General features: G+C 63.9%; 28 protein-coding genes and 1 pseudogene. 12 read left to right on the top strand and 17 right to left on the bottom strand.

All coding sequences use genetic code 11. The features are described from left to right. The first annotated feature begins 12 nt into the window (after positions 1-12). Complete coding sequence (locus tag ACFOPH_RS15900; RefSeq protein ID WP_379736336.1) at positions 13-876, top strand: DUF4238 domain-containing protein; 864 nt, start codon at positions 13-15, stop codon at positions 874-876. A gap of 8 nt (positions 877-884) precedes the next feature. Here ACFOPH_RS15900 and ACFOPH_RS15895 read toward each other — a convergent pair whose 3' ends face one another. Further along, positions 885-1,547: a recombinase family protein gene (locus ACFOPH_RS15895; RefSeq protein ID WP_379736334.1), complete on the bottom strand. Its 663-nt coding sequence runs from the start codon at positions 1,545-1,547 to the stop codon at positions 885-887. Positions 1,548-1,669: 122 nt separating this feature from the next. Here ACFOPH_RS15895 and ACFOPH_RS15890 point away from each other — a divergent pair, with 122 nt between their 5' ends. Both ACFOPH_RS15890 and ACFOPH_RS15885 read left to right on the top strand, forming a co-directional pair. Continuing rightward, entirely contained in the window at positions 1,670-1,876 is a 207-nt protein-coding gene (locus ACFOPH_RS15890) for a hypothetical protein (protein WP_379736332.1), read from the top strand. A gap of 13 nt (positions 1,877-1,889) precedes the next feature. Next, on the top strand, positions 1,890-2,747 hold the full coding sequence (locus ACFOPH_RS15885; RefSeq protein WP_379736330.1) for a hypothetical protein: 858 nt from the start codon (positions 1,890-1,892) through the stop codon (positions 2,745-2,747). Between the two features lie 38 nt (positions 2,748-2,785). On the opposite strand, the gene ACFOPH_RS15880 is transcribed toward ACFOPH_RS15885, so the two are convergent. The 4 genes from ACFOPH_RS15880 to ACFOPH_RS15865 form a co-directional block, all read right to left on the bottom strand. Then, a complete protein-coding gene (locus ACFOPH_RS15880; protein ID WP_379736328.1) occupies positions 2,786-3,508 on the bottom strand; it encodes a hypothetical protein in 723 nt (240 codons plus the stop codon). A 136-nt stretch (positions 3,509-3,644) separates the two neighbouring features. Further along, the gene (locus ACFOPH_RS15875; RefSeq protein ID WP_379736326.1) at positions 3,645-5,018 is read right to left on the bottom strand and encodes a primase-helicase family protein; all 1,374 of its coding nucleotides are present in this window, start codon (positions 5,016-5,018) and stop codon (positions 3,645-3,647) included. Then, a complete protein-coding gene (locus ACFOPH_RS15870) occupies positions 4,990-5,292 on the bottom strand; it encodes a hypothetical protein (RefSeq protein WP_379736324.1) in 303 nt (100 codons plus the stop codon). Before ACFOPH_RS15870 ends, ACFOPH_RS15875 begins: the two co-directional genes overlap by 29 nt. A gap of 91 nt (positions 5,293-5,383) precedes the next feature. Next, positions 5,384-5,845, bottom strand: coding sequence for a hypothetical protein (locus ACFOPH_RS15865; protein WP_379736322.1), 462 nt, complete (start codon positions 5,843-5,845; stop codon positions 5,384-5,386). 700 nt (positions 5,846-6,545) lie between these two features. Between ACFOPH_RS15865 and ACFOPH_RS15860 the strand changes: the two are divergent. The 3 genes and pseudogenes from ACFOPH_RS15860 to ACFOPH_RS15850 form a co-directional block, all read left to right on the top strand. Further along, positions 6,546-7,562 (top strand): annotated as a pseudogene (locus ACFOPH_RS15860) (KamA family radical SAM protein); the annotation flags it as partial. A 12-nt stretch (positions 7,563-7,574) separates the two neighbouring features. After that, entirely contained in the window at positions 7,575-8,882 is a 1,308-nt protein-coding gene (locus ACFOPH_RS15855) for an MFS transporter (RefSeq protein WP_379736320.1), read from the top strand. Positions 8,883-8,989: 107 nt separating this feature from the next. After that, complete coding sequence (locus ACFOPH_RS15850; RefSeq protein ID WP_379736318.1) at positions 8,990-10,321, top strand: PQQ-dependent sugar dehydrogenase; 1,332 nt, start codon at positions 8,990-8,992, stop codon at positions 10,319-10,321. Between the two features lie 215 nt (positions 10,322-10,536). Here ACFOPH_RS15850 and ACFOPH_RS15845 read toward each other — a convergent pair whose 3' ends face one another. From ACFOPH_RS15845 to ACFOPH_RS15830, 4 genes are read right to left on the bottom strand one after another with little or no spacing between them, the layout of a single operon-like run. Continuing rightward, positions 10,537-10,869: a hypothetical protein gene (locus tag ACFOPH_RS15845; RefSeq protein WP_312553084.1), complete on the bottom strand. Its 333-nt coding sequence runs from the start codon at positions 10,867-10,869 to the stop codon at positions 10,537-10,539. Positions 10,870-10,871: 2 nt separating this feature from the next. After that, positions 10,872-13,406 carry a cytochrome c oxidase subunit I gene (ctaD, locus tag ACFOPH_RS15840; RefSeq protein ID WP_379736316.1) on the bottom strand — a complete coding sequence of 845 codons (2,535 nt, stop codon included), beginning with the start codon at positions 13,404-13,406 and terminating at the stop codon, positions 10,872-10,874. Further along, positions 13,403-14,332: a cytochrome c oxidase subunit II gene (gene coxB, locus ACFOPH_RS15835; protein WP_379736314.1), complete on the bottom strand. Its 930-nt coding sequence runs from the start codon at positions 14,330-14,332 to the stop codon at positions 13,403-13,405. The genes ctaD and coxB overlap by 4 nt, the downstream gene beginning before the upstream one ends. An 8-nt stretch (positions 14,333-14,340) precedes the next feature. Next, positions 14,341-14,730: a c-type cytochrome gene (locus tag ACFOPH_RS15830; protein WP_312553088.1), complete on the bottom strand. Its 390-nt coding sequence runs from the start codon at positions 14,728-14,730 to the stop codon at positions 14,341-14,343. A gap of 98 nt (positions 14,731-14,828) precedes the next feature. Between ACFOPH_RS15830 and ACFOPH_RS15825 the strand changes: the two genes are divergently transcribed. The 3 genes from ACFOPH_RS15825 (at position 14,829) to ACFOPH_RS15815 (ending at position 16,677) form a co-directional block, all read left to right on the top strand. Next, complete coding sequence (locus tag ACFOPH_RS15825) at positions 14,829-15,386, top strand: c-type cytochrome (protein WP_379736312.1); 558 nt, start codon at positions 14,829-14,831, stop codon at positions 15,384-15,386. Next, positions 15,383-15,763, top strand: a complete 381-nt coding sequence (locus ACFOPH_RS15820; protein ID WP_312553091.1) for a c-type cytochrome — start codon at positions 15,383-15,385, stop codon at positions 15,761-15,763. The genes ACFOPH_RS15825 and ACFOPH_RS15820 overlap by 4 nt, the downstream gene beginning before the upstream one ends. 65 nt (positions 15,764-15,828) lie before the next feature. Then, positions 15,829-16,677, top strand: coding sequence for a fumarylacetoacetate hydrolase family protein (locus tag ACFOPH_RS15815; RefSeq protein WP_312553092.1), 849 nt, complete (start codon positions 15,829-15,831; stop codon positions 16,675-16,677). Positions 16,678-16,842: 165 nt separating this feature from the next. Here the strand turns inward: ACFOPH_RS15815 and ACFOPH_RS15810 are convergent, their stop codons facing one another. Then, a complete protein-coding gene (locus ACFOPH_RS15810) occupies positions 16,843-18,168 on the bottom strand; it encodes an aspartate aminotransferase family protein (protein WP_379736309.1) in 1,326 nt (441 codons plus the stop codon). Between the two features lie 121 nt (positions 18,169-18,289). On the opposite strand from ACFOPH_RS15810, the gene ACFOPH_RS15805 reads away from it, so the two are divergent. After that, a complete protein-coding gene (locus ACFOPH_RS15805; RefSeq protein WP_312547753.1) occupies positions 18,290-18,844 on the top strand; it encodes a carboxymuconolactone decarboxylase family protein in 555 nt (184 codons plus the stop codon). Between the two features lie 116 nt (positions 18,845-18,960). Here the strand turns inward: ACFOPH_RS15805 and ACFOPH_RS15800 are convergent, their stop codons facing one another. The 4 genes from ACFOPH_RS15800 to yjgA are packed head-to-tail and all read right to left on the bottom strand — an operon-like array spanning position 18,961 to position 21,091. Further along, positions 18,961-19,158, bottom strand: a complete 198-nt coding sequence (locus ACFOPH_RS15800) for a hypothetical protein (RefSeq protein WP_312547752.1) — start codon at positions 19,156-19,158, stop codon at positions 18,961-18,963. 52 nt (positions 19,159-19,210) lie between these two features. Continuing rightward, the gene (locus ACFOPH_RS15795; protein WP_312547751.1) at positions 19,211-19,879 is read right to left on the bottom strand and encodes an alpha/beta hydrolase; all 669 of its coding nucleotides are present in this window, start codon (positions 19,877-19,879) and stop codon (positions 19,211-19,213) included. Continuing rightward, positions 19,876-20,505: a molybdopterin adenylyltransferase gene (gene mog / locus ACFOPH_RS15790; RefSeq protein WP_379736306.1), complete on the bottom strand. Its 630-nt coding sequence runs from the start codon at positions 20,503-20,505 to the stop codon at positions 19,876-19,878. The genes ACFOPH_RS15795 and mog overlap by 4 nt, the downstream gene beginning before the upstream one ends. Next, the gene (gene yjgA / locus ACFOPH_RS15785) at positions 20,495-21,091 is read right to left on the bottom strand and encodes a ribosome biogenesis factor YjgA (protein WP_312547749.1); all 597 of its coding nucleotides are present in this window, start codon (positions 21,089-21,091) and stop codon (positions 20,495-20,497) included. The genes mog and yjgA overlap by 11 nt, the downstream gene beginning before the upstream one ends. Before the next feature lie 94 nt (positions 21,092-21,185). On the opposite strand from yjgA, the gene pmbA reads away from it, so the two are divergent. Together pmbA and ACFOPH_RS15775 are read left to right on the top strand one after the other, a co-directional pair. Further along, positions 21,186-22,538 carry a metalloprotease PmbA gene (gene pmbA / locus ACFOPH_RS15780; protein ID WP_379736304.1) on the top strand — a complete coding sequence of 451 codons (1,353 nt, stop codon included), beginning with the start codon at positions 21,186-21,188 and terminating at the stop codon, positions 22,536-22,538. A 14-nt stretch (positions 22,539-22,552) separates the two neighbouring features. Continuing rightward, positions 22,553-22,792, top strand: a complete 240-nt coding sequence (locus ACFOPH_RS15775; protein WP_379736302.1) for a hypothetical protein — start codon at positions 22,553-22,555, stop codon at positions 22,790-22,792. Between the two features lie 50 nt (positions 22,793-22,842). Here the strand turns inward: ACFOPH_RS15775 and ACFOPH_RS15770 are convergent, their stop codons facing one another. From ACFOPH_RS15770 to ACFOPH_RS15760, 3 genes are all read right to left on the bottom strand, one after another. Further along, positions 22,843-24,588: a response regulator gene (locus ACFOPH_RS15770; protein WP_312547745.1), complete on the bottom strand. Its 1,746-nt coding sequence runs from the start codon at positions 24,586-24,588 to the stop codon at positions 22,843-22,845. After that, a complete protein-coding gene (locus tag ACFOPH_RS15765; RefSeq protein ID WP_312547744.1) occupies positions 24,575-26,092 on the bottom strand; it encodes an ATPase domain-containing protein in 1,518 nt (505 codons plus the stop codon). Before ACFOPH_RS15765 ends, ACFOPH_RS15770 begins: the two co-directional genes overlap by 14 nt. 182 nt (positions 26,093-26,274) lie before the next feature. Continuing rightward, positions 26,275-26,508 (bottom strand): hypothetical protein, encoded by a 234-nt coding sequence (locus ACFOPH_RS15760; protein WP_379736299.1) that lies wholly within the window; start codon positions 26,506-26,508, stop codon positions 26,275-26,277. Positions 26,509-26,576: the final 68 nt, after the last annotated feature.

Raw genomic sequence — 26,576 nt, 5'->3', positions numbered from 1 at the left:
GCAGACATAAACATGGGCAATCACTACATTCCACGGGCGTACCTCCGCATGTTTGCCAACAACAGCGGTGGGGTCTGGTTCCACGATCGAAAGACACTAAAGAGCCACGCGACTACGGTCGAAAACATTGGAGCCGAAGTTGGCATGTACTCAGATGCTGTCGAAGAAAACCTGAACTTGCAAGTTGAACAGCCAACGTTGCCAGTCTTTCAAAAAGTGCTGTCAAAACAGGCGCTCTCTAATGCCGAACGAAGCACTTTGGCGAAGTACATAACCGTCATGTGGAAACGCGTGCCTACAGGACGTGAGCGAGCATTGAAGCGGATGCCTTCGGTAGCAGACGAAGTACACGACAACTTAATGTCTGAAATCGATGCCCTAATCGAAGCTGAACCAACGTTCCGAGTACGGGGGGAAGAAGTGAGAAGCAAGGCCAAGGCATACATCGAGAGGGTGAAGGAAGCCCCGCCAGCGCACTTGTGGTACGACAGTTTCAACCTCACTGACGAAGGTAGTGTTGAAGACGCTTTGCTATCGATGAACTGGGTCTTCCTTTATAGCGGGAAGCAGCAATACCTCACCTCGGACAACCCCGTCTTCTTCTTCGAACATGAAGGGATCGGGAGTCCGCTGTCAGAACTTACCTTCCCTATCTCTAGTTCGATTGCACTTTGGGCTACACGGCACCCGGTTCAAAACGGCTTATATGTCGACGCTGTGGGCGCTGCGGTGAAGCAGATTAATCGACGTACTGCCTACAACAGCAAACGTTTTGTCTTCTCAAAGGAGAACGAACCGTGGATCATGCCGTTCGTATCGAAAGGCGAATGGGTGCTTGAGCGTTTGTTGTGGCAGCGGCCAGGAGCGCAACGCTAGGCTAACAATCAGGCGGCGGATTTGAGCAGACGCGAGACAGTGGACTTGTGCCACGATGCACCGTTCAACGTAGGGACGTTCCGGGCGTTCAGTTCTTCGGCTACTTGGTCAAGGGTCATCTTCTGCGAACGCATTTGCATGATGGTTGGCAGAACTTTAGCGGCGAACTCGGCAGCACGGGCAGCGTTAGCGGCTTGGCCCTTGGCTTGAGCGTCTGCGAGATTGGTCCGGTTGCCCAGCTTGCCGGTGCCTACCATCGGGGCAAGTGCTGCTTTGGTACGTGCACCGATCATGCGGCGTTCTTTCTCGCCCAATGCGGCGAAAAGATGGAGTACGAAACTATCAACGTCGGCTCCCAGTTCGGCAACGATGAACGGGACTCCACGCGACATAAGCCCCGATATGAACGCTACATCACGGCTCAGGCGGTCAAGCTTGCTAACGATGACAGCACAGCGGAGCTTCTTAGCCTTGGCGAGTGCAGCACGCAACCCGGCACGGTCTTCGATGCCTTGGGAACCGCTTGCTACTTCGGAGAACAGTTCAACGATTTCGAAGCCTTCGGCGTCTGCAAAGCTGCGGATAGCTGCTTCTTGCGCTGCAAGGCCAAGACCGGACTTGCCTTGCTCCGTGGTCGAGACACGCGTTAAGGCAATGGCTGGCTTTTTCATCGTTTTTGCTCCGGTGGATTGCTATTGCGATGATTATACGACCGTTTAGAGGTCGCAACAAGCCCTGTTCCGCTACGTTTCGTGCCGGGTTACACTACCTGCTCCTTAACTGCGGAGGTGGTATGACAAACGTAAGCGTGCATGAGTATGTCGATTCGGCAATTAATTCACCCGGCCTTGAACGTGCACAGATTCAAAGTGCGGGTACGATCATTGCCCAGTTCCTGCAAGTGAAGAAGGGGCTTGAAGGCCGCGTTTCGAGTGATGTCCTTGATGTGACAGCGGCCACGCTTACAGCCGCGATCTGGGCGCGTACCGACAGTAATTAATGCAGACACGCCCATGAACCAAAAGCCGATCAAGCACGAAGGTAGGACACCATCCGACACCATCACAAAAGAGCATCTTAAGGAGTTCATTGCGACTCAAGATGATTTCGCGTTGGAACTGTACGCGTACAACCTTGCCCGCGAACTTGGGTTTAAAGCAACGCATGCAGGGTCATACATTGATCCCCAAACAGGAAAAGCACGGCAATACGACGTTCAAGCAAGCAGGGCCTGCGGGGAAAACTTTCATATTTACATGGCGATTGAATGCAAAGCACTTCGCCCGTCATTCCCACTACTCGTCAGCCGGATACCTCGGATACGTGAGGAAAGTTTCCAGCACATAGTGAATACGATGGGTAAAGGGCGGGCCAGTTATATGGGCAACGCTCAAGCTCAAGAACTTAGTGGGGGTGCGTCGCTCTATCCTATGTCTGAATTTGTCGGCAAGGCATCATCGCAGGTGGGCTTTAACGGGGAAGGTAAGCTTCACTCCAAGGATTCGGAAGTCTTCGAGAAGTGGGGGCAAGCAATCGCTTCGTCAAACCAGTTGATTAGCAGAGCCGCTTCTTTGAACTACAGGATTGAGGATACATTGCAGAGTTCTGCGGTGTTGCCAGTGCTAGTTGTACCGGATGGAACACTTTGGGTCGTAGACTATTACGGCGTCAATGACTCTGCCGAGCCAATTCAGGCAAACGAAGCACAATACTTCATCGGTAGCGACCAAAAAACGGTTGGCGGGAGCTTTTCAGGTACATTCACGCTTTCCCACTTACACATTGTAACGAAGACCGGGCTTGAGAACCTGCTACGCCGATTCGGCAAAGATGGCCAGGACGCGATTTTCCTTACCAACATGCTGTCATAGACCGACCAGACGATTAAGACCCGTTGACCGGCAATGCGTCAAAAAGGGTCGAAGTCCGGGGCGTGCTGGGCTTCGGCACGTCGAGCGGCTACCACGGCTTCGAACTGGGCACGGTTGGCGGCGGCTACCTGTTCCGGGGTGAATCCGGCGTGGGCTGGGTTCGGGAACGGGTTGACTGTCACGGTGTAATGGCTGCGGTAGGCGTTCAGGAAGAACGGGAAGTAAAAGCCTTCGGCAGCGGCAGCGATGACGGTTAGCATGGTTTCCAGAGTGGCGAGTGTGCACCAAACAAGCCCGGCTTCGGCGTATCGCTGGGCGTCTACCGACTTTGGGTTCTGCGCGAAAACCACCAAGTAGCGTTCCCATCCGTACTGGGTTTGCATCGCCAGCACCTTAAACAGCGACTGGTTAAAAGCGTGGTCGTGCAGAAATACCGGGCTGTTGCGGTAGAAGTAGTCTGTCAGGAACGCGTAGGACTTCTCACGCATATCGAACGTGCGGCTAGTGTATTCGTCCTGTAATGCACGATGGCTACTTGCCTTGTCAGGGTGGTGATTAAGACGCCCGGCTTTCGATTCAATGTACGTGTAGCAGTGGGCTTGCGTACAAAGGGCGTCGGGCTTGCCGATTAGCTCCACGCCCGCACCGTCCCGGTAGTTGCTTGTTAGCAGCGGGGCGAATGTTTGCGACGGCTTAATGTCGAATGGTAGCTTGGCAAACTTTGCCAATGCCGTGCGTTCTGCTACTGATGTAATACTCATTTGAAATCCTTTCTTGGTGTACGACTTGGACATTATTAGTAGTAAATCGCAAGTCGTCTGTTTCGTCCGTTCTTCATAGGGCGGGCGTGTGTTCTGCGTGTGTGTTTCGTGTGTTCTGTGTGTGTTCCCGGCCCACTCAGAACGGATAATCCGGGTCGATAATTGGAAGCTGGGCTGTTGCAATCGCTTCGGCTTCGGCTTTTGTCATCGCGGCAGGAATCCACCAACGCGTTTTTTTCCCAGCGACGGTAAGCGACTCTGACCGATAACCGGCGTCTGCAAATAGCTGACTGATTAATTGATAGCCCGGCTTCGTCAAACTTGCTTCCAAGAACGCTTTGCTTAGTTCTTCCGACTTTACTACTTTCGTTTGATGGTCGGCTAGGAAATCCAGTGCAAAACTCTGTTCTACAGTAACGGACTTGGCAATCTGTTCGTGCAATGTGGCTGTCATAGGCGGCGTTTTGGCATCGAAGTGTTCCAGATCATAGGCCATGAAGTAAGCATGAACGGCTTCTAGTGCACCGTCCAATTTCAGCCAATCGGCAAGCGGCTGAATAACTTCACGCTTACGTTGTTTGCGGCCGTCATCGCCGGTTAGGCCGTTGGAATAGCCTAGCCGTTTTGGAATCCACCACCTGCGTTCCGTGTCGTCAATCTCAAGCGGGACTTCCTCATTACTGGCAAGGAAAAAGCGGGCGTAGGTAACTACCATACCGGCAGCTTGATTCTTCTGTTCCAGCAATACGCGCTCTTCTGACATTAACGATTTTAGCTGCGTCTGAACGTCGGCCCTTTTTGATTTGCAATCATCCAATTGAATCAGAATGCAATCCCGCATGACATTAGCGAATCGCCCGGTTAGCTCGCTGTACTTTTTAAGCAAACTGGTTTGCCCGCACAATAGCGGCGTCAGAATTGATTCAAACAGAAACCCTTTGCCCGTGCCGGTTTCAGATAGAAGCATTGGATGCCACGATGGGCGGATTTCCGGGCATTGCATCATATGGGCCACGTATTGTTGGAACGTGTGACGCTCTACCGCATCGGGGAACATACCTTCCATAAGGGCATGAAAGTGCCGGGACAGTGGCAACGCCGGGCGTGCAGGCTCAAAGGCTTTGAACGTGTTCACGTACCTATGGCGGGACTGCTTCGCACGCACCAACGGCGTGCCTTTGGGCTTGAAAATCGTGCCCGTAACCGTTTGCAGGTTGTAGGCCAGATAGCCAACAGACGGTAGCTTACGGGGCGGTCTGCGCCCCTGTTCCCGGCAGAAGTCCACGAAGTCATCCACCAAGAAAGACAACGGCAGCGGTTGCGTAGGATCGTCGCCAGAAATAAGGCGGGTCACTGGGCTGGCGGCGTTATGGAACTTGAAGTAACGCCCTACTTCAAGGGCCGCTTGATAATCAGAAATTAGCTTACGCTCTGATTCCGTATATTCCTCTAACGGGGCGGCTGGCGCTGCTTCAACGGTATTACTTGATACGAGTGCGAGTTGTGTCATTATCATCCTTTGAGTAGCCATCTTTGGCTTTGTTGATTAACATTTCAATTGCTTTTGAATTACTGCATTCATGCACGGTGCAGATTTCTCTCAAATCGTTCCATGCCTCGGCAGATAGAAAGACGTAAGCCCTTTCAAGGACTTCGCCTGAACGCGTTGTTAGCCGCTGGCGGCGGCTGTTAGCAATGCCAATTGGTTTTCTACTTTCCATCTTCTTTCCTTTAAGTAAATTCCAGACGTAAAACGGGCGTAACAATCCCGTATCGGGTTGCACGACAATTCGAACGTCTGGTTTTGGTGATACTATTGGCCGGGTGGCCGATTGGTGCGTTACCCGATTTACCGGATAAGCGGTAGGCGGGGTGTTAAGCTGCTACTTTGTCGATCTGGCGCTTCAAAGCACGAACTACTTTTTCTGCTTCTGCGATCTGGGCGGCAATTTCCGCTTGCTTGGCTACGCGTGCTACTTCTTCGGCACGTTGGCTGGCGGCGGCTTTTTCAAGTTGTTCGGCTGTGTACCGTTCAAGTTCGAATGCATCAGCCATTAGTTTCGCTGCTTCGTCCACGTCTGCTTTCTCAGGATCGCCGAGTACCATAGTCAGATCAATCTGGCCGGTTGCAGGGAACAGATTGACGGGAACGTTGGAGTCAAAGGTAAAACCTTGGCGAGCCAGTGCGACGACTTGAGCCAAGATTCGATAGCTTGGTCCAACTAGGCTAATTACCTTCGGCTGGCCTGCTTCGATTGCCGGTACTTCGGCGGCTTGTGCATCTTGCGAAATCACTTCGCTCGTTAGCTTTGCCGCTGGGATTGCTTTATTTGTCATGTGATGATTCCTTATGAAGTTGAATTAAAAACTGCGTTTGCGCGTGTAGCACGAAACCGATTGACGGGTCCAAGACTTGCCGCTGGGTGTTGTTAGGCCGACTGCATTCAACCTTTCAGCGATTGCGCGTAGCGTTGCGTATGGCTTTAACGTGCGGATAATGCTATCGACGGTGGTGTAAAACTGGGGCGGGCGTAGCGGTTTCCCGAAGCCCGGTGCTGCGAATTGATTAAGCATAGCGATGCCTTTCCTTGAAAAGAAATAATTAAGTGGAATCGATTGATTTCACGCTGACGACAAAAGCGAACGCTTCTATCGGGTTGGAGCCGGTAGGAAACTACGGGAAGCTCCAGATAACAACAGTATAGCACACTCAGCCTTATAAGTCAAGAAACCGTTGACTTGTCAAGCGTTGTTACACTTTTTATTTGTTCGGCTATCGCACATGAACCGGGCACCTTTTCCTAGTGCCGAACGGTGGCGGTTGGCTGATTTTCGCCAGCCTTTTTTGAAAACTGAACTTGGTGATTTGCTCAGCTATCCGGGCGGCTTTTCAGCTTACGCCCACACAGGCCCGAAATTTGTTGCTTAGTTTGCAACACTTCAACGCTTGCAGGAAGTGCATAGGGGGTATTTTCCGGTGATTCGGCATTCTGTCAAGAAATGGGCTTCAACCGCCCGGTTTAGTTCAGACGCTTTCGTACACTACTTGTACAAGGAAACCGTGCTGTTCTTCCCGAGCTCGGGCCAGACCTGCCACGCCTACTGCACCTTCTGCTTCCGCTGGCCGCAGTTCGTCGGCATGGACGACATGAAGTTCGACGCGCGCGAATGCAACGAGCTGGTGTCCTACCTGGCAACCCATCCCGACGTGACCGACGTCCTGATCACCGGCGGCGACCCGATGATCATGAACACGCGCTCGCTGGCCGAGTTCCTGGAGCCGCTGCTGGCGCCCGAGCTGGCCCATATCCAGAACATCCGCATCGGCACCAAGTCGGTGGCCTATTGGCCGCAACGCTACGTCTCGGACAAGGATTCCGACGACCTGATGCGCCTGTTCGAGCGCGTGGTCAACGCCGGCAAGAACCTCGCCATCATGGGCCACTACAACCACGCGGTCGAGCTGCGTCATCCGATCGCCCAGCAGGCCGTCAAGCGCATCGTCGGCACCGGCGCCACGCTGCGTATGCAGGGTCCACTGATCCGCCACATCAACGAAGACCCGAAGAGCTGGGCCGAGCTGTGGACCACCGGCGTGCGCCTGGGCGCGATCCCGTATTACATGTTCGTCGAGCGCGATACCGGCCCGCGCGACTATTTCGCGCTGCCGCTGGCGCGCGCTCACGAAATCTTCCAGTCGGCCTACTCGATGGTCTCGGGCCTGTCGCGCACCGTGCGCGGCCCCTCGATGAGCGCCTTCCCCGGCAAGGTCGTGATCGACGGGGTAGTGACGATCAACGGCGAAAAGCTGTTCGCGCTGCAGTTCCTGCAGGCCCGCAATCCGGAGTGGGTGAGGAAACCTTTCTTCGCCAAGTACGATCCCGACGCCACCTGGCTCGACCACCTGAAACCGGCCTTCGGACGCAAGAAGTTCTTCTTCGAGGAGGAAGGCGGCGACGCCGGCTGCCATGGCCCGGCCGGCCGCGTGATCCCGATCGCGCCGGCGCGCAGCCACGACGGCCGCGCCAGCGACAGCCAGCCGAGCGCCGCGTAAATCCCGGCCGCCATGGGCGTCGATCCGCATCCGCCACGCCTGTCCGGCGTGGCGGTTTTCTGCTACGTGTTCCTGCCTTTCGCGCTCGGACACTACCTGTCTTCCCTGCTGCGCAACGTGAACGCGGTGCTGGCGCCGGACCTGCTCCGGGCGCTGGCGCTGACGCCCGGCCAGCTCGGCCTGCTGACCAGCGCCTTCTTCTTCGCGTTCGCGCTGGTGCAGCTGCCGGTCGGGATCGCGCTCGACCGCTACGGTCCGCGCAAGGTGCAGCTGGCGCTGATGCTGGTCGCCGCGCTGGGCGCGCTGCTGTTCGCGCGCGGCCAGAGCTTCGGCCAGCTGGTGCTGGCGCGCGCCATCCTCGGCTGCGGCCTGGGCGGCTGCTTCATGTCGGCGGTCAAGGCGATCTCGACCTGGATCGCGCCGAGCAAGCTGCCTTCGGTGCACGGCTACCTGATCGCCGTCGGCGGCCTGGGCGCGGCTTCCAGCACCATGCCGGTGCGCATGGCGCTCGAATACACCGACTGGCGCGGCCTGTTCCTCATCCTCGGCGTCCTGATCACCGCCACCGGCGCGGCGATCTGGCTGCTGGCCCCGCCGAGCGGCAAACCGGCCGGTGCGCGGCCGCCGGTGCTGCAGTCGCTGCGCGAGGTGGTGCGCACGCCGACCTTCCGTACCACGATCTCGCTGGTGCTGATCCCGCACGCGGTGTTCTTCGGCATCCAGGGGCTGTGGATCGGGCGCTGGCTGTCGGACGTGGCGCGCTTCCCGAACGACGCAGTGGCCTACCTGCTGTACATGGGGATGGCGGCGGTGATCTTCGGCGCGATCGCGGTCGGCATGATCACCGAGTGGGCGGGGCGGCGCGGCATCAGGCCGCTCGACGTGGCCGGCTGCGGCATCGCGTTGTTCGTGCTGGTGCAGGCGGCCTTCGTGGTCGGCTATGCGCCGAGCTACCAGCTGCTGTCGGTGCTGTTCACGCTGGTGGGCACGATCACCGGCATCGAGTACGCGATCGTCGCCCAGAGCATGCCGCGCGAACTGACCGGGCGCGCGGCCACCTGCCTGAACCTCCTGATCTTCGTGGGCGCCTTCCTGGTGCAGGCCGGCTTTGGCCTCCTGATCGGGCTGTGGGCGCCGGACGCGGCCGGCCACTACCCGGCGCTGGCCTACCGCGTCGCCTTCGGCGCCCTGGTGCTGCTGCAGCTGCCGGGCCTGCTGGCGCACTTGCGGCGCTGGCATGTCACACGGGGCGCGCCGGCCGCGCTGGCGGCTGAGGACGCGGTCGAGGAAGCGGTCGAGGAGGCAGGTGAGCCGGCGTGAGCGCGCAGCGTCAGCCGAGACGGGTTTCTCTTTGGTATCGAGCGGAACGGTATTGTCGTTTTCGCTAGAATCGGCCACGGCCGTTCCGTCCGATCCAGGAGAAACCCATGCGCCGTCCAGCCCTCGCCATCCTCGCCGCCGCCGCTTCCGCGCTGGTCACGCTCGCCGGCTGCGGCGACCGTTCCACCTTGCCGGTCAATGCCGACGTCGGTCCTTCCCCGCAACTGCCGGCGCCCCGGAAAACCCTGATCCCGACCGTCGACATCGCGCCGGCCAAGGGCTGGCCGCAAGGCGGCAAGCCGCAGGCGGCGCCGGGACTGGAGGTGAACGCCATGGCCACCGGCCTGGACCATCCGCGCTGGCTCTACGTGCTGCCCAACGGCGACGTGCTGGTGGCGGAATCGAACAAGCCGCAAACGCCGGAAACGAAAAAGGCCGGCCTGCGTACCTGGGTGATGGGCAAGGTAATGGCCAAAGCGGGGGCGGGCGTGCCGAGCGCCGACCGCATCACCCTGCTGCGCGATGCCGATGGCGACGGCGTGGCCGAAACCCGCAGCGTCTTCCTGCAAGGCCTGCATTCGCCCTTCGGCATGGCGCTGGTGGGCGACACGCTCTACATCGCCAACGCCAACGCCATCGTGCGCGTGCCCTACAGGGAAGGCGCGACCGCCATCGCCATCGCCGCCGCCCCGCAGCAGCTGGCGCCGCTGCCGGCCGGGCTGAACCACCACTGGACCAAGAACATCCTCGCCAGCCGCGACGGCGGCAAGCTGTACGCGAGCGTCGGCTCGAACAGCAACGTCGGCGAGAACGGCATGAAGAACGAGGTCAACCGCGCCGCCATCCTCGAGGTCGACGTCAAGACCGGCGGCACGCGCCTGTTCGCTTCCGGCCTGCGCAACCCGAACGGCATGGCCTGGGAACCCCAAACCGGCGCACTGTGGACGGTCGTGAACGAGCGCGACGAGATCGGCAGCGACCTGGTGCCCGACTATCTCACCTCGGTGCAGGACGGGGCTTTCTACGGCTGGCCGTACAGCTACTACGGCCAGCACGTCGACGAGCGCGCCAGGCCGCAGCGCCCGGAGATGGTGGCAAAGGCGATCGCGCCCGACTACGCGCTCGGCGCCCACGTCGCGGCGCTCGGCCTCGCCTTCGCCGAGGGCGCCCGACTGGGCCCGGCCTACGCCAGCGGCGCCTTCATCGGCCAGCACGGCTCGTGGAACCGCAAGCCGCTGTCGGGCTATAACGTGGTCTACGTGCCTTTCGAAAACGGCAAGCCGAGCGGCATGCCGGTCGAGGTCCTGCGTGGTTTCGTCGACGGGGACGGCAATGCGATGGGGCGTCCGGTGGGCGTGGCGATCGACAAGCGGGGCGCCTTGCTGGTGGCCGACGACGTCGGCAACGTAGTGTGGCGCGTGCGGCCCGCGGCCAGATAAATGTAGGGTGGGCACCCCGTGCCCACGCGGATGGTCGAATAGTGTTGGCCGCATTGCTTGCCGCGCTAATCGAACATTGTTGGCGCTATCGAATGACCATTCGACACCGTCTGCAACGGTACGTGTGCTTCGGCTGGAACACCGACAACACTGCGCCAGCGTCCGCGTGGGCACGGCGTGCCCACCCTACGGTTGCAGCCAACAATACACGCTTGTTATCGGCACCCCTGGATGAACCACATCGGCACCGACGTCCATAAAATCCCGATAAAGGCGAGCACCGCCGTCCCGCCCGCCGCCCAGTGGAGCAGCGCGGTGCGCTCGTCGGCGTGGCGCAGGGTGTTCTTCCACTTCCACCCGAGCAGGGCGCAGGCCGCCAGCGCCGCCGCCGTGATCAATGCCAGCGGCAGGCGCTGCGGATAGCCCGGCACGTAGCCCGCCGGGCTGCACTGGGCGGCGACGAACACGTAGCAGGCGGCGAAGTGCGCCGCCCAGACCAGCAGCGGCAGGGTGCCGCGCAACAGCTTGCGTAGGAAGTGTTCGCGCATCGTCAATCCATCAGCAGGGGCACGATGTGCACGATCAGCGCCGCGGCGATGCCCTGCAGCGTGGCGTAGTGCCAGATCAGTGCCGAGTTGTCGAGGGTGGCGCGGCTGTGCGCGGTGAGGCGTCCGCTCCAGCCGCGCGCGGCCAGGTACAGGCCGACGATCGCCAGCAGCACCACGTGCAGGCCCTGGTAGGTCAGCATCGCCGCGATGGTCGCGCTCCAGGCCAGCCGGCGCGGCGCCAGGCCGGCGAGTTGATAACCGTGGAAGTCGGCCAGGAAGGCCAGCACCACGCAGGCGGTGGCCGCCAGCGCCAGCCAGGGCAGGCGCCGCTTGCCGACCGAACGCGTGGCCCAGAACATCAACGCCGAGCCGGTGAGCAGCAGGGCGCTCGACAGCATCTGCCAGATCGGATCGGGCAGCCCGGCCGAGGGTGGCGGGCACACCACCAGGCGCATCGAGATGTGGATGTAGGCAAAGGCCAGCGACGCGAAGATGATGGCGTCGACCACCAGCATGATGAGCGTTCCCCACCACGAGTGCGAACGCACGCCCTTCGCGCCCACCGGCAGCACCAGCTTGTCCGACACCCGTGCCTCGACGATCGGCGGCTTGCGGTCCGATTGCCACAGCCAGGCGATGACGGCGCCGACCGCCGTGATGCCGCAGGCCCAGGCCAACCACATCAGCTTCACTGTCATCAGCAGGAAGAAACCGGCGGTGCCGGCGGCGGCGATCAGGGGCAGCCAGCTGTCGGCGGGCAGGATCATCAGGTAGGTCGGGCGCGCCGCGATCGGGCTGGTCGCGATCGTCTCGCGCAGGCCGCTGGCGCTGCCGGGCAGGTAGTGCTGGCCGGCCTCGACTTCCTTCGCCAGGTTCGGCTGGTCCCAGAGTGGGTCGGCCGAGTGAACGTGCGGAATGCTGCGCGTGGCGTAGTCGCCGGAAGGCAGCCATTCGAGCGTCGAGGCGTTCCACGGATTGCCCGGATCGCGCGACGGGCGGCGCTGGCTGCGCACCAGGTCGACGGCGAACACCAGCACCCCGGCCGCGAAGACGAAGGCGCCGACCGTGGAGAGCATGTTCAGCGTGCCCCATTCCATCTCGGCCGGATAGGTGTAGACCCGGCGCGGCATGCCGAACAGGCCGCTGATGTGCATCGGGAAGAAGGCGAGATTGAAGCCGCCGAACATCAGCCAGAAGGCCCAGCGCGCGACGCGCTCGGACATGCGCTGGCCCTTGATCAGCGGGATCCAGTAGTACATGCCGGCGAACACCGGGAATACCATGCCGCCGATCAGCACGTAGTGGAAGTGGGCGACGATGAAATAGGTGTCGTGCACCTGCCAGTCGAAGGGCAGCAGGGCCACCATCACGCCGGTCAGGCCGCCGAGCACGAAGATGAACATGAAGCCGGCCAGGAACAGCGCCGGCGCCGTCATGGCGACCTTGCCGCGCCAGAGCGTGGCGATCCAGGCGAACACCTGGATCGCGGTCGGCACCGCGACCGCCATGCTGGCCGCCGACACGAAGCTCATCGTCATGATCCCCAGGCCTGCGGTGAACATGTGGTGCGCCCACAGCGCGAAGCTGAAGAAGCAGACCGCGACCAGCGCCACGATGATGGCGCGCCGGCCGACTAGCGGGCTGCCGGCGATGGTCGGGATCATGGTCGAGACCATGCCGGCCGCCGGCAGGAAGATGATGTAGACCTCGGGGTGGCCGAAGAACCAGAACAGGTGCTGCCAGAGGATCGGATCGCCGCCGCGCTCGGCGTTGAAGAAGGGCCAGTCGAAGGCGCGTTCCATTTCCAGCAGCGCGGTGCCGGCGATCACGGCCGGGAAGGCGAACACGATCATGATGCCCACCACCAGCATGGCCCAGGCATACACCGGCATGCGCGACAGCGACATGCCCGGCGCACGCGTGAACAGGATGCCGACGATCAGCTCGATCGCGCCGGCGATCGCCGAGATCTCGATGAAGCCGATCCCGAGCAGCCAGAAGTCGGCGTTCAGGCCGGGCGAATACTCCTTGCTGGTGAGCGGCGGGTACATGAACCAGCCGCCGTCCGGCGCCAGGCCGACGAACAGGGTGCAGAAGAAGGCCAGGCCGCCGATCGCATAGGCCCAGAAGGCGTAGGCGGACAGGCGCGGGAAGGGCAGGTCGCGCGCACCGAGCATGTTGGGCAGCAGGTAGACGGCCAGCGCCTCGACGATCGGGATCGCGAACAGGAACATCATCACACTGCCGTGCATCGTGAAGACCTGGTTGTAGGTCGAGGGCGAGAGAAGCGCGTTGTCCGGCACCGCGAGCTGGGCCCGCATCAACAGGCCCAGCACGCCGGCCAGCAGGAAGAACAGCAGGGCGGTGCCGATGTAGAACAGGCCGATGTTGGTGTTGTTGACGGTGGTGATGAAGCGCCAACCCTTGGGTGTCACCCAGGCTTTTTCCAGCCGCGGGAATTCCTGCGCCGGACGGGGCAATGAGCTGGGCAATGAGCTTGGCAATGCGTCGGGCGAACTGGTCTGGGTATCGGTCATTTCAACTGCTCGAGATAGGCGGCGAGCGCATGCAGGGTCTCGCCGTCGAGATCGGCGGCGGCCGGCATGCGCGCGCCCGGCTTGATCGCCTGCGGATCGGCGATCCAGCCGGCCAGCGTGCCGCGGTGGTTGCGCAGCGTGCCGGCGGCGATGTGCAGGCGGCTGCCGACGTGGGTCAGGTCGGGGCCGAGACGGGCGTTGCCTGCCACGCCGCGGATCGTATGGCAGGCCTGGCAGCGCTGTTCCAGGAAGGCGGCGCGGCCGCGCTCGACCAGCGCATTGTTCGGTGCGGCGGCCGGCTGGGCCTGGCGCGCCAGCCAGCGGTCGAATTCCTCGGGCGGCATCGCCACCACGTGCAGCGCCATGCGCGCGTGCTGCTCGCCGCAGTACTCGGCGCACTGGCCGCGGTAGACGCCCGGCTTGTCGGCGCGCAGGGTCAGGCCGGTGACGCGGCCGGGGACGGTGTCCATCTTGCCGTTCAGGGCCGGCACCCACAGGCTGTGGATCACGTCGGTCGAGGTCAGGCCCAGGTAGACCGGGCGTCCGACCGGAATCCGGATTTCGTTGGCGCTGGCGATCTCGCGTCCGCTGGCCGGGTCGTGGTAGCGCACTTCCCACCACCACATCTTGGCGGTGACGCCGATCGTCAATGCGCCTTTCGAGGTCTGCGGCGTCAGCTCGGCGCTGCGCCAGGTGCTCCAGATCAGCAGCGCGCTGAGGACCACCACCGGGAAGGCGAAACCGGCGCCGAAGATCCACCAGCGCGGCGTGACCGGGCGCGCGCTGCGGCGCAGGCTGAGCACCATCAGCGCCATCACCGCCACGAAGATGACCGCGCCGCCGGCGAACAGCACCCAGGCGAACTGCGAGATGATGCCCGCGTCGGGGCCGGCGGGATGCAGGACCGATTGCAGCGGCGCGCTCATTGCAGCGCTCATTGCAGTGAATACAGGTAGGCCGCCATGTGGCGCGCTTCGGCGGGAGACACGCCGACGTCCGGCATCGGGCTGCCGGGCTTGAGCGCCTGCGGATTGTCGAGCCAGCGGACCAGTTCGTCCGGCAGGTTCGGGATGCCGCCGGCGATGTAGCTGCGGCGGCCGAAGCCCTCGAGCGGCGGACCGGCATTGCCGTGCGCGCCCGGCACTTCCGGGATCTGGTGGCAGGCCGCGCACTGGTACTGCGCCATCAGGCGCCGGCCCTGCTCAGGATCGCCGCCGGAGACGCGCGGCGTGGGTTCCTCGCCCTTGCCGCAGCCGGCCAGCGCCAGTGCGCACAGGAGCAGGGCGCAGGGACGGGAGGGGAGCTGAAGTCGAGGTAAATACATGCGCACGGTTCGATCCGACGGAAAACTGGTGTCTCTTTATAATACAAGAAAGACAATATCTAATTTTCAACCGTGTGCACCCCCAGTCCCAGGAACCGATGCCTTCGAACCGCCAGCGCCTGATCCTGAAAACCGCCGCCGCGACCCTGGTCGTGGCCGGGCTTGCGGCCGCGGCCGCCGGCGCGGTGGTGCTGCGCGCGGGCTGGTACGACATCAGCGCGACTTCCCTGCACCTGCAGCCGGTCTACACCCTGCTCGAATCGGGCATGCATTACTCGGTGCGGCGGCATGCGCGCGAGATCGCGGCGCCGCAACTGGGCGACGCGCGGCAGGTGGCGCTGGGCGCGGCGCTGTACCGCGACAATTGCGTGCAATGCCACGGCGCGCCCGGTGTCGCCCAGTCGCCGATCGGGCAGAGCATGCAGCCGCTGCCCGGCCCCCTGGTCGACGCCAGCAAGCGCTGGAAGCCGCGGGAGCTGTACTGGATCACCCGCCACGGCATCAAGATGAGCGGGATGCCGGCCTGGGAGTTTCACATGAACGAAGACGAACTGTGGGCCGTGGTGGCCTTCGTGCAGACGCTGCCGCGCCTGTCCGCGCGCGGTTACGCGGAGGCGACGGCAGCGGCGTCGCCGCCGCGGGAGGCTGCGCGATGAGGCGCGTCCTGTTCGCCACGCCTTTGCCGGGGTTGCTGGCGTTGCTGGCGCTGCTGGCCGGCTGCGGCGACAAGCCGGCGCCGGCCGGCGTGCAGGGCGATCCCGAGCGCGGGCGCATCGCGCTGTCGCAATACGCCTGCCGCGCCTGCCACATGATTCCCGGCGTGACCGGCTCCGAGGTCTACGTCGGCCGCACGCTCGAAGACCTGGGCGACCGCCAGTACATCGGCGGCAAGCTGCCGAACAACCAGGCCAACCTGGTGCGCTGGATCCGCGACCCGCAGTCGATCGACCCCGGCACCGCGATGCCGGCGATGGGCGTGAGCGAGCGCGATGCGATCGACATGAGCGCCTACCTGCTGACCCTCAAGAAATAAGTCGGGTATCATTCGCCGCTTTGGCGCGTGCATCGGCGCGCGCGGACAAACGACAGGAGAGTGACATGAGATTGGTGCGCTATGGCCGCCCGGGCAAGGAGAAGCCGGGCCTGTTCGACGAAGAAGGGCGCCTGCGCGACCTGTCCGGCGTGGTTGCCGATATCGATGCTTCCGTGCTGGGCGACAGGGCGCTGCGCAAGCTGGCCAAGGTCGACTGGAAGACCCTGCCGCTGGTACGCGGCAATCCGCGCCTGGGCGTGCCGGTGGCCGGCATCGGCAAGTTCATCGCCATCGGCATGAACTACGCCGACCACGCGGCGGAGACCGGCGCACCGGTGCCGAAGGAACCGGAGGTCTTCAGCAAGGCCATCAGCTGCCTGAACGGCCCGGACGACCCGATCCAGCTGCCGAAAGGCGCGAAGAAGACCGACTGGGAAGTCGAGCTGGGCGTGGTGATCGGCACACGCGCGCAGTACGTGAGCGAAGAGGACGCGCTGAAGTTCGTCGCCGGCTACTGCGTGGTGAACGACGTCTCCGAGCGCGCCTGCCAGTTCGAGATGGGCTCGCAGTGGGACAAGGGCAAGGGCTTCGACACCTTCGGCCCGGTCGGCCCCTTCCTGGTCACGCGCGACGAGATCTTCGACGTGCAGGACCTCGACCTTTACCTCGAAGTGAACGGCAAGCGCATGCAGACCGGGAATACGTCGACCATGGTGTTCACGGTGGCGCAGATCGTCAGCTACGTCTCGCGCTTCATGACCCTCGAACCCGGCGACATCATCACCACCGGCACTCCGCCGGGCGTCGGCATGGGCCGCACGCCGCAGCGCTTCCTCAAGAAGGGCGACAAGCTGCGCCTGGGGATCGCTGGCCTGGGCGAGCAGCAGGCGGAAGTGGTGGCGTTTCCGAAGTAAAGGGACCACGAAACGCATCTGTAGGGTGGGCACCCCGTGCCCACGCGAACGTACGCGTTGCGGCTGCTCTCTTCGACGCGGATCACATGATCATCGGCTAACGGTGGCATGGGCGTCTCGTTAGCTCATCGTTCCGCGTGGGCACGGAGTGCCCATCCTACGCCTTCACGCCACCAGCGCCGCATCCACCGCCTCGGCCAGCCGCGCCACGATCTCCGACAGATCCGACGCGCTGACGATGAACGGCGGCGCCAGCAGGATGTGGTCGCCGCGCTGGCCGTCGATGGTCCCGCCCATCGGATACACCATCAGCCCGCGCGCCATCGCCTCGTTCTTGATCGCCGCGTGCAGCCGGCGCTGCGGCGCGAACGGTTCCTTGGTCGCGCGGTCGCGCACCAGTTCGATCCCGACGAACAACCCGCGCCCGCGGATGTCGCCGACGTGCTCGTGCTGGCCGAAGACGTCGCCCAGCATGCGCTTGAGCGTGGCGCCGCGCCGCTGCACCTGCTGCAGCAGGCCGTCGCGCTCGATCACTTCCTGCACCGCCAGCGCCGCCGCCGCCGCCACCGGATGGCCGATGTAGGTGTGGCCGTGCAGGAAGCTGCCGCTGCCGTGGCGCAGGCGCTCGACGATGGCGCCTTGCGCCAGCACCGCACCGATCGGCTGGTAGCCGGCGCCCAGCCCCTTGGCGACCGCGACGATGTCGGGCGCGATGCCGTCCTGCTCGATCGCGAACATGGTGCCGGTGCGGCCCATCCCGCACATCACCTCGTCGGCGATGAACAGGATGCCGTGGCGGTCGCAGATCTCGCGCACCCCCTTGAAATAGCCGGGGGTGGGCGGGATCGCGCCGCCGGTCGCGCCGACCACGGGTTCGGCCACGAAGCCGATCACCCTGTCCGGGCCGACCTTGATGATGGCGGTTTCCAGCTCGTCGAGCAGGCTGGCGGTGTACTCGGCCTGGGTCTGGCGTTCGCCGCGGTCGCGGTATTCGTAGCAGGGCGCCACCCGCGGCACCTCCATCAGGAGCGGCGCGAAGGGCTTGCGGCGCCACTCGTTGCCGCCGACCGCCAGCGCACCCAGCGTGTTGCCGTGGTAGCTCTGGCGGCGCGCGATGAACAGGCTGCGGCGCTCCTCGCCGCCCTCGACGAAGTACTGGCGCGCCAGCTTCAGCGCCGTTTCCATCGCCTCCGAGCCACCCGAAACCAGGTAGACCGAGTTCATGCCGGCGGGCGCCTGCGCCACCAGCCTGGCCGCCAGCTCCTCGGCCGGCTCGGTGGTGAAGAAGGCAGTATGCGCGTAGGCGCACTGGTCGATCTGGCGGTGCATCGCCGCGATCACGTGCGGATGGCCGTGCCCGAGCGAGGACACCGCCGCGCCGCCGCTGGCGTCGATATAGGTCTTGCCGCTGCTGTCGCGGATGGTCACGCCGCTGGCCGCCACCGCCACCGGCGGTGTCTGGCGCAAGCTGCGATGGATGATATGGCTCATGGCTGCCCCCTTCGAGGAAGAATTGACGTTTGACAATAAGGGCGAAGGGGCGGGATTCCTTTGATCTTTGCCGGAAGCTGTGCGAATATTTTTCCGTCTAGACACTTTCGCCACGCCGACCATGAGTGACCGACTTCGCCCGATCCCGCCCGATCAGATGACCGAAGCGCAGCGCCGCGCCGCCCAGGCCGTGATCGCGGGGCCGCGCGGCGCGCTCTACGGTCCCTTCGTGCCGCTGCTGCGCAGTCCCGAGCTGCTGGAAAATGCGCAGCGCATGGGCGAGTACCTGCGCTACCGCAGCGCGATCGGCATCCGCCTGTCGGAACTGGCGATCCTGGTCACGGCGCGCCAGTGGAACCAGCAGGTCGAGTGGGCGATCCACGCGCCGATCGCCGCGCAGGTGGGCGTTCCGCCGGCCGTGATCAACGCGATCGCCGAGCGCCGGCGCCCGGACAACATGCTGGTCGACGAATCGGTGGTGCACGACTTCTGCATCGAGCTGCACCAGAACAAGCGGGTGTCGGACCGCGTCTACGCCGACGCGCTGGCGCTGTTCGGCGAGCAGGGCGTGGTCGACTTGATGGGCCTGAACGGCTACTACACCTTCCTGGCGATGGTGATGAATACGGCGCAGACGGAAGTGCCCGTGTCGAGCGCTGCGCAGCTGCCGGACTAGCCCGGGCGGTGGATGAGGAGGAGCGTAGGGTGGGTTCTCGAACCCACCGTCTCCGGTCGGCGTTATCGATACTCTGCCTGTGAGACAGGGTGGGTTCGAGAACCCACCCTACGACATCAGGCCAGCGCTTCCTTCGCCGCCTCTTCCGGCGTCAAGCCGTCGTAGAACAGGTCCGTGAACCACTCGACCTGTTCCTCGATGTGGTCCTGCGCCTGCTGCTGGGTGGCGCCGCCGGCCACCAGGTGTTGTTCGACCTCGATGCACCAGTTAATCAGCGCCATCGTTTCTTCGTCGAGCTGTTCTTTCTTGGCCATGTCGGACCTCCAAAATGAAAAACGGGAGCCGCGGCTCCCGTGGATATGAGGCTTAAGCCAGTACTTTTTTCAGCCAGGCCGAGATGTCCTGGACTTCCTCGAAACACAGCGAATGCTGCATCTGGTATTCATGCCAATCGACCTGGTAGCCCAGGCCTTTCAACACGTCGCGCGACTGCTCGGCGCGCAGCACGGGCACCACGTGGTCCTGGCGGCCGTGGGCCATGAAGATCGGGGTGTCGATGCTTTCCTCGGTGCGCTCGTGCGCCACGTGGGCGTGCAGCGGCAGGTAGCCCGACAGGCAAAGCATGCCGGCCAGCTTTTCCGGGTGGCGCAGGCCGGTCTGCAGGGTCATCGCGCAGCCTTGCGAGAAGCCGGCCAGGATGATCTTCGAGGCCGGGATGCCGCGCGCCTTTTCGCGTGCGATCAGGGCTTCGACGTCGCGCTGCGAGTTGCGCAGCCCGGTTTCGTCTTCGCGGCGGGTCAGCTCGGCGCCGGTGATGTCGTACCAGGCGCGCATGACGTAGCCGCCGTTGATGGTGACCGGGATCGTCTTCGCATGCGGGAAGACGAAGCGGATGCCCGGCAGGCCCTTCAGGTCGAGTTCGCGCACCAGGGGCACGAAGTCGTTGCCGTCGGCGCCCAGGCCGTGCAGCCAGATGATCGCGACCGAAGGATTCGGCGCGGTTTCGATTTCGATGTTCTGCAGCAGTTCGTTCATGCCTGATCCTGGGTTGGGGCGGTGGCGGGACGCTGGGCGTTCTTCGGACGCCAGGCTTTGGTGATGGCCGGATCGGTTTCCATGTACGGTCCGCCGATCAGGTCGATGCAGTACGGGACGGCGGCGAAGATGCCGCCAACGAGCACCTTGCCTTCGGCGTCCTTCAGCCCTTCGAGGGTTTCCTTGATCGCCTTCGGCTGGCCGGGCAGGTTCATGACCAGGGCGGCGTGGTCCTCGGTTTCGCGGATCACCGCGACCTGGCGCGACAGGATCGCGGTCGGCACGAACTGCAGGCTGATCTGGCGCATCTGCTCGCCGAAGCCCGGCATTTCCTTGGTGCCGACGGCGAGCGTCGCCTCGGGCGTGACGTCGCGCCGCGCGGGGCCGGTGCCGCCGGTGGTCAGCACCAGGTGGCAGCCCTGCACGTCGACCAGCTCGACCAGGGTCTTCTCGATCTGTGCGCGCTCGTCGGGGATCAGGCGCGGCTCGATCCGGTAGGGGGTGGTGATGGCGGACGCCAGCCAGTCCTGCAAGGCAGGAATGCCCTTGTCCTCGTAGACGCCGCCGCTGGCGCGGTCGGAGACCGAGACCAGGCCGATCACCAGTTCCACCTCTTTACTCGTCATCAGACTCGTCGTCATCGGATTCCTCGTCGGCGCCGGCGTTCTTGCCCTGCTTGCCCAGCTCCTTCAGGATCTGGAACAGTTCGCGGTAGGCCTTCGGCGGCTTGTTCTCGGCCTGCTCCTTGCGCGCATTGCGGATCAGGGTGCGCAGGTGCTGCACGTCCAGTTCCGGGTGCTCGGACAGCAGCTCGGTCAGCGCCTTGTCGTCGGCGAGCAGCTTCTCGCGGCGGCGCTCCAGCGCGTGCAGGGCGGCCGTCTCGGCCTTCGAGGCGCCTTTCCAGCTGTCGATGGTGCGCTGGATGACGGCCACTTCCTCGTCCGAGAGGGTGCGCATCATCTTGCCGACGTATTGCAGCTGGCGGCGGCGACCCTCGTGGTTGGTGATGGTCTGGCACATCAGGATGGCGTCCTTCACCTCGTCCGGCATCGGCACGCGCTTGACGCGGTCGCGCGGCTCGGCAACGAGTTGGGCTCCCAGTTTCTGCAACTCTTCCATCTGGCGCTTGAGTTCAGACTTGGAGGGACGTTCGTATTCTTGCTCGAACTCGTTGGACTGGAAGCCCACCGAACCGCGATTTGCATTAGGCATGATATGGATGATCCGATTGGCGCTGGGCCGATCAATGAAAACAGTAAACGGCTGCTATGATAACTGTTTTAGGGCTCGCTACGAAAAACACGACATGAACGACACCGTTTTTACCCACACCCAGGACCAGTTGAAGGAACTGGCGCGCAATGTGCTCGCCTTTGCCCGCGAACAGGGCGCCACCGATGCGTCGGTGGAGATCAGCGAGGGGAGCGGGTTGTCGGTGTCGGTACGTCGAGGCAATATCGAGACCATCGAGCAAAACCGGGACAAGGGCATCGGCGTTACCGTCTACAGCGGCCAGCGCCGCGGCAACGCCAGCACCTCGGACTTTTCCGAAGCTTCGCTGAAGGCGACCGTGGAAGCGGCCTGGAACATCGCCCGCTTCACCGCCGAGGACGACTGCGCCGGCCTGCCCGACGCCGACATGCTGGAAATGAACCCGCGCGACCTGCGCCTGTGCTACCCGTGGCAGATCAGCACCGAGGAAGCGGTCGAACTGGCCCAGCGCTGCGAGAACGCCGCCTTCGAGGTCGACCGGCGCATCACCAACAGCGAAGGCGCCAGCGTCTACGTGCAGCAATCGCATTTTGTCGCGGCGAATACGCGCGGCTTCATTGGCGGCTATCCGTTCTCGCGCCACACGATGTCGGTGGCGCCGATCGCCGGCAAGGGCAATCACATGCAGCGCGACGACTGGTATACCTCGGCGCGCGATCCGAAGAAGCTGGCCAAGCCGGAAGCGGTGGGCCGCTACGCCGCCGAGCGCGCCCTGGCGCGCCTGAACGCACGCAAGCTCGATACCCGCACCTGCCCGGTGCTGTTCGAGGCGCCGCTGGCCGCCGGCCTGCTGGGCGCTTTCGTGCAGGCGGTGTCGGGTGGTTCGCTGTACCGCAAGTCGAGCTTCCTGCTCGATACCCTGGGCAAATCGGTCTTCCCGGATCACATCCAGGTCGTCGAAGACCCGCACCTGATCGGCGAAGTCGGTTCTTCTCCCTTCGACGAAGAGGGCGTGCGCACGGTGCGCCGCAAGGTCGTCAAGGACGGCGTGCTGCAGGGTTACTTCCTGTCCTCGTACTCGGCGCGCAAGCTCGGCATGCAGACCACCGGCAACGCCGGCGGTTCGCACAACCTGACGATCACTTCCGACGAGACCAAGCTGGCCGACACCTTCGAGGGCATGCTGCGCAAGATGGGCACCGGCCTGCTGGTCACCGAGCTGATGGGGCAGGGCGTGAACTACGTTACCGGCGATTATTCGCGCGGCGCGTCCGGCTATTGGGTGGAGAATGGCGTCATCCAGTACCCGGTCGAGGAAATCACGATCGCCGGCAACATGCGCGAGATGTTCCAGCAAATCGTCGGCGTCGGCAACGACGTACTGCAGCGCGGCAATAAATCGACCGGATCGATCCTGATCGAAAAGATGGTCGTGGCGGGTAACTAAATCAGGAGAATGCCATGAGCAAATTCGTTCGCATCGATAAGGAAAACAATCCGAAAAAGGCGGTCCTGCTGAACCTGGACCTGGTGGCCTCGGTCGAGCTCTCGCCACAATCCGACCTGCTCAGCTCGAGCGACGAGAAGCGCGTCTACGCCAGCTGCCTGGCCGGCGACAAGACGGTGATCGCCACCGTGCACTTCGACACCGTCGACGACGCCCACGCCTGGGTCAAGCAGCACCTCGGCGTGGAGCTCTGATCGGGGCGTGGATCGCGCCTGACGCCGGCGCCTGAAGCCGGCAACTGACGTCAATCACTGCCGCCGGCTAGTCCTGGCCGCCGCGCCGGCCGCCTGCTCGTTTTTTCCAGCGCCCGCTCCACGCTTGCCGCCAGTTCGGCCAGCTGGAAGGGCTTGCGCAACACCATGTCTTCCGCAATCACTTCTTCGATGGCGCGCATGTCGGCATAGCCGGTGGCGATCATCATCGGTACGTCCGGGAAGCTGCGCCGCGCCCTTTGCACCAGCTCGGCGCCGGTCATGCCCGGCATCAGGTAGTCGGTGATGATCAGGTCGGGCCGCGCCCGCTGCAGTTCGCGCAGGCCCGCTTCGCCGTCGGCCGCCTGCGCCACCGTGTGGCCGAGCGCCTCGAGCGATTCGACCATCGACTGGCGTACGAAATCGTCGTCTTCGACCACCAGGATGCGGCCGCTGCGGCGCGCCGGCGGCAACCTCGTTGCGGGCGCCGCTGCCGCGTCGTCTTTCCCTCCGCCCGCGCGCAGCCAGATCTCGACCGTCGTGCCGACGCCCGCTTCGCTCAGGATGCGCGCCGCGCCGCCTGACTGCTGGGCCATGCCGTAGACCTGGCTCAGGCCCAGCCCCGTTCCCTTGCCCACGCCTTTGGTCGTGAAGAAGGGCTCGAAGACGCGCGCCGCGATCTCCGGCGGCATGCCCTGGCCGCTGTCGGTGACGGCGATGCGCACGTAGTCGCCCGCCGGCAGCAGGCCCGCGGGCGGCGTGGCCGCGCCCGCCGAAAAGCGCAGCTCGCCGCCGTCCGGCATGGCGTCGCGGGCGTTGATCGCCAGGTTCAGGAGCGCCATCTCCATCTGGTTGGTGTCGGCCATCACGCCGATGCCCGGCGTATCGACCTCGAAGTGCAGGCGGATGCTCGAGCCGAGCGAGGTGGCGACCAGTTCGCGCACACCCTCGAACAGGGCGCCGGCGTCGATCCGGCGCAGGTCCAGGCTCTGGTTGCGCGAGAAGGCCAGCAACTGGCTGGTGAGCTTGCCGCCGCGCTGGCAGGCGCGGCGCGCGATGTCGGCGCGCTTCTTCGCGGCCTCGTCCTTCGAGGTCAGCAGGATCAGGTCCATGCTGCCCTGGACCACGTTGAGCAGGTTGTTGAAGTCGTGCGCGATGCCGCCGGTGAGGCGGCCGACCGCTTCCATTTTCTGGAACTGGACCATCGCCTGCTGGACGCGCTCGCGCTCGATCACCTCGTTCATCAGGCGGTCGTTGGCCTGGGCCAGGGCGCGCGTGCGTTCCTCGATGCGCACCTCCAGCGTCTCGTTCAGGTTGACCAGGGCCTGCTGGCTTTGCAGCAGGCTGGCGGCGGTGCGCTCGCGGTCGGCCAGCACGTCGCGCGCCTGGTACTGGCGGCGGCGGGCGCGCAGGGCCGAGGCCACGGCGCTGCGCAGGGTCTGGGTATTGATTGGGCGCTCGAGCAGGATCACGTTGCCGAGTTCGTGGATGCGGGCGCGGGCGCCCTCGGGCGCCGGGCCGATGGCCTTGCCCAGCAAGACCACGAAGGGGAAGTCCGACCAGGGCGGCTGCTGCCCGAGCCAGGCGAGCAGGCGCGTGAGGTCGACGCCGGCCAGCGCTTCCTCGGCGACGACGGCCGCGCCGGCGCCGGCTTCGATGCGTTCGACGAAGGTCTCGAAGCCGGTTGCGGTGTCGCAGCCGAAGCCGTCGCCCGCGAGGACCGAGCACATGACTTCGGCGTCGCGCCCGCGCGGCGCGAAGATCAGGACGCGTTCGTCGGCAGTGCTAGCGGACGGCATCGGCATCGGTCGCCATCATCGGCGTCTGGCCGCGATAGCTGGGCAGGCCGGTCAGCACGCCCTCGAAGCCTTCGAGCGGCTCGCCGATGCGGACGCCGTCGGCGCCGAGCTGCAGCTCATGGATGGTCAGCGCGTGGGTCGCGGTGCGGCTCTTGATGACGGTGAGCGCGCGGCGCAGGCGGCCGTTCGACTCGAAGAAGCGCATCAGCACGGTCGTATCGGACAGGTAGCTCAGGTCGACGTCGGTACGCATTTCGCCGATCAGGCCATGCTGGCCGAGCACCAGCACCGTGGTCACACCCTGCTGGTTCAGGTAGGACAGCAGCTCGTGCATCTGCAGCGTCAGGTACTGCTCGCCCGGCATCGCCTGCAGGTAGGCGTTCAGGCTGTCGATGACGATGAAGCGCACCTCGTGCAGTTCAACCGCGTCGCGCAGCATCTGGGCGAATTCGCCGGGCGACAGTTCGGCCGGATCGATGTGGGAGATGCGCAACTGGCCACTGTCGGCGTAGGGGCGCAGGTCCATGCCGAGCGCGGCGCTGCGCGCGAAGAAGGTGCCCATGCCTTCGTCGAACAGGTAGAAAGAGCCCTTTTCCCCGCGCTCGAGCGCCGCCAGCAGGCAGCGTACCGACAGGGTGGTCTTGCCGATGCCCGACGGTCCCACCATCAGGGTGTTGGTGCCGCGCACCAGGCCGCCGCCCAGCAGGCGGTCGAAGCCGATCGCGCCGGTGGAGCTGACGGCCGGGGCGAAGTCGCGCATGTGTTCCGCCGCCACCAGGCGCGGGTAGATGACGATGCCGCCGGTGTCCAGGTTGTAGTCGTGGAAGCCGCCGCGGAAGCGGATGCCGCGCATCTTGACGATGTTCACGCGGCGCCGCTCCTTGCCGAATTCCTTGGCGATCTGCTCCAGGCTGATGACGCCGTGGGCGATGCTGTGGAGGTGCTGGTCCGAGGCGCTGGACTTGTCGTCGAGCAGCAGCACGGTGCAGGCGCGCGCCGCGAAGAACTGTTTCAGCGCGAGGATCTGGCGCCGGTAGCGCAGGGGATTCTGGGCCAGCAGGCGCATCTCGGACATGCTGTCGAACACCACGCGCACCGGTTTCAGGCCGTCGACTTCGTCCATTACCCTGCGCGTGGTCTCGCCCAGCTCGACCTCCGACGGGTGGAACACCGACTGCTGGGAATCGGGGTCGAACGCCTCGTCCCCGGCCAGCTCGTGGATCGCCAGCGCATCGAGCGACCAGCCGTGGCTGGCAGCGACGGCGCGCAGTTCGTCGGCCGTTTCCGACAGGGTGATGTACAGGCCGCGCTCGCCGCGGGCCACGCCGTCGAGCAGGAATTGCAGGCCCAGCGTGGTCTTGCCGGTACCGGGCGTGCCTTCGACGAGGTAGACCCGCTGCGGGGTCAGACCGCCGCCAAGGATGTCGTCGAGCCCCGGGATGCCGGTGGACATGCGCGGGGATGCGCCCGGAGGCGCGCTGTGCGAGAGAGAAGCGGTGCTCATGGACGGCCTATGGATGGGACGGGATCGACTGCTGCGCCGCTGGCGGCGTGGAGCCGTCGCATGCCCGACCGGTTGTGATGGCGCCGCCGGCAGCTGCCGGCATTGCCGAGCATGCATTATAGAGTGCTTCGGCAAACGCAGGCTCGCGCGACACGTTGCCTAACGGCCACAACACCTGCCGTTCAGGCCGCCTCGATACGGCTCAGTCGCTGGCCGTAGATACCCCAGGTAACGTCGACGCCGTCGACCATGCCGCGCAGCACCCAGCCGGTGCCGATCTTCTCGACCGTGATCTCGGTCTCGAGTTCCTTGGCGACCTTCTCGGCCCAGCCCTGGGCGGCGCCCCGGCCCTTGAAGAGTTCCTGGCCGTTATAGATGACGGTGGCGTCGAAGACGGGTGCGGCGAAAATGCTCATGCTGTCGAATATCCTTCCATGATGATGAAATGCCCCTGATTGCGGGGCATGTGTGATCTTACTCGCTG

Source organism: Massilia haematophila, from assembly GCF_042647645.1.
GTDB lineage: Bacteria > Pseudomonadota > Gammaproteobacteria > Burkholderiales > Burkholderiaceae_D > Telluria > Telluria haematophila.
Note: the sequence above shows the minus strand (reverse complement) of the source record. Positions and strands in the feature narration are given on the sequence as shown.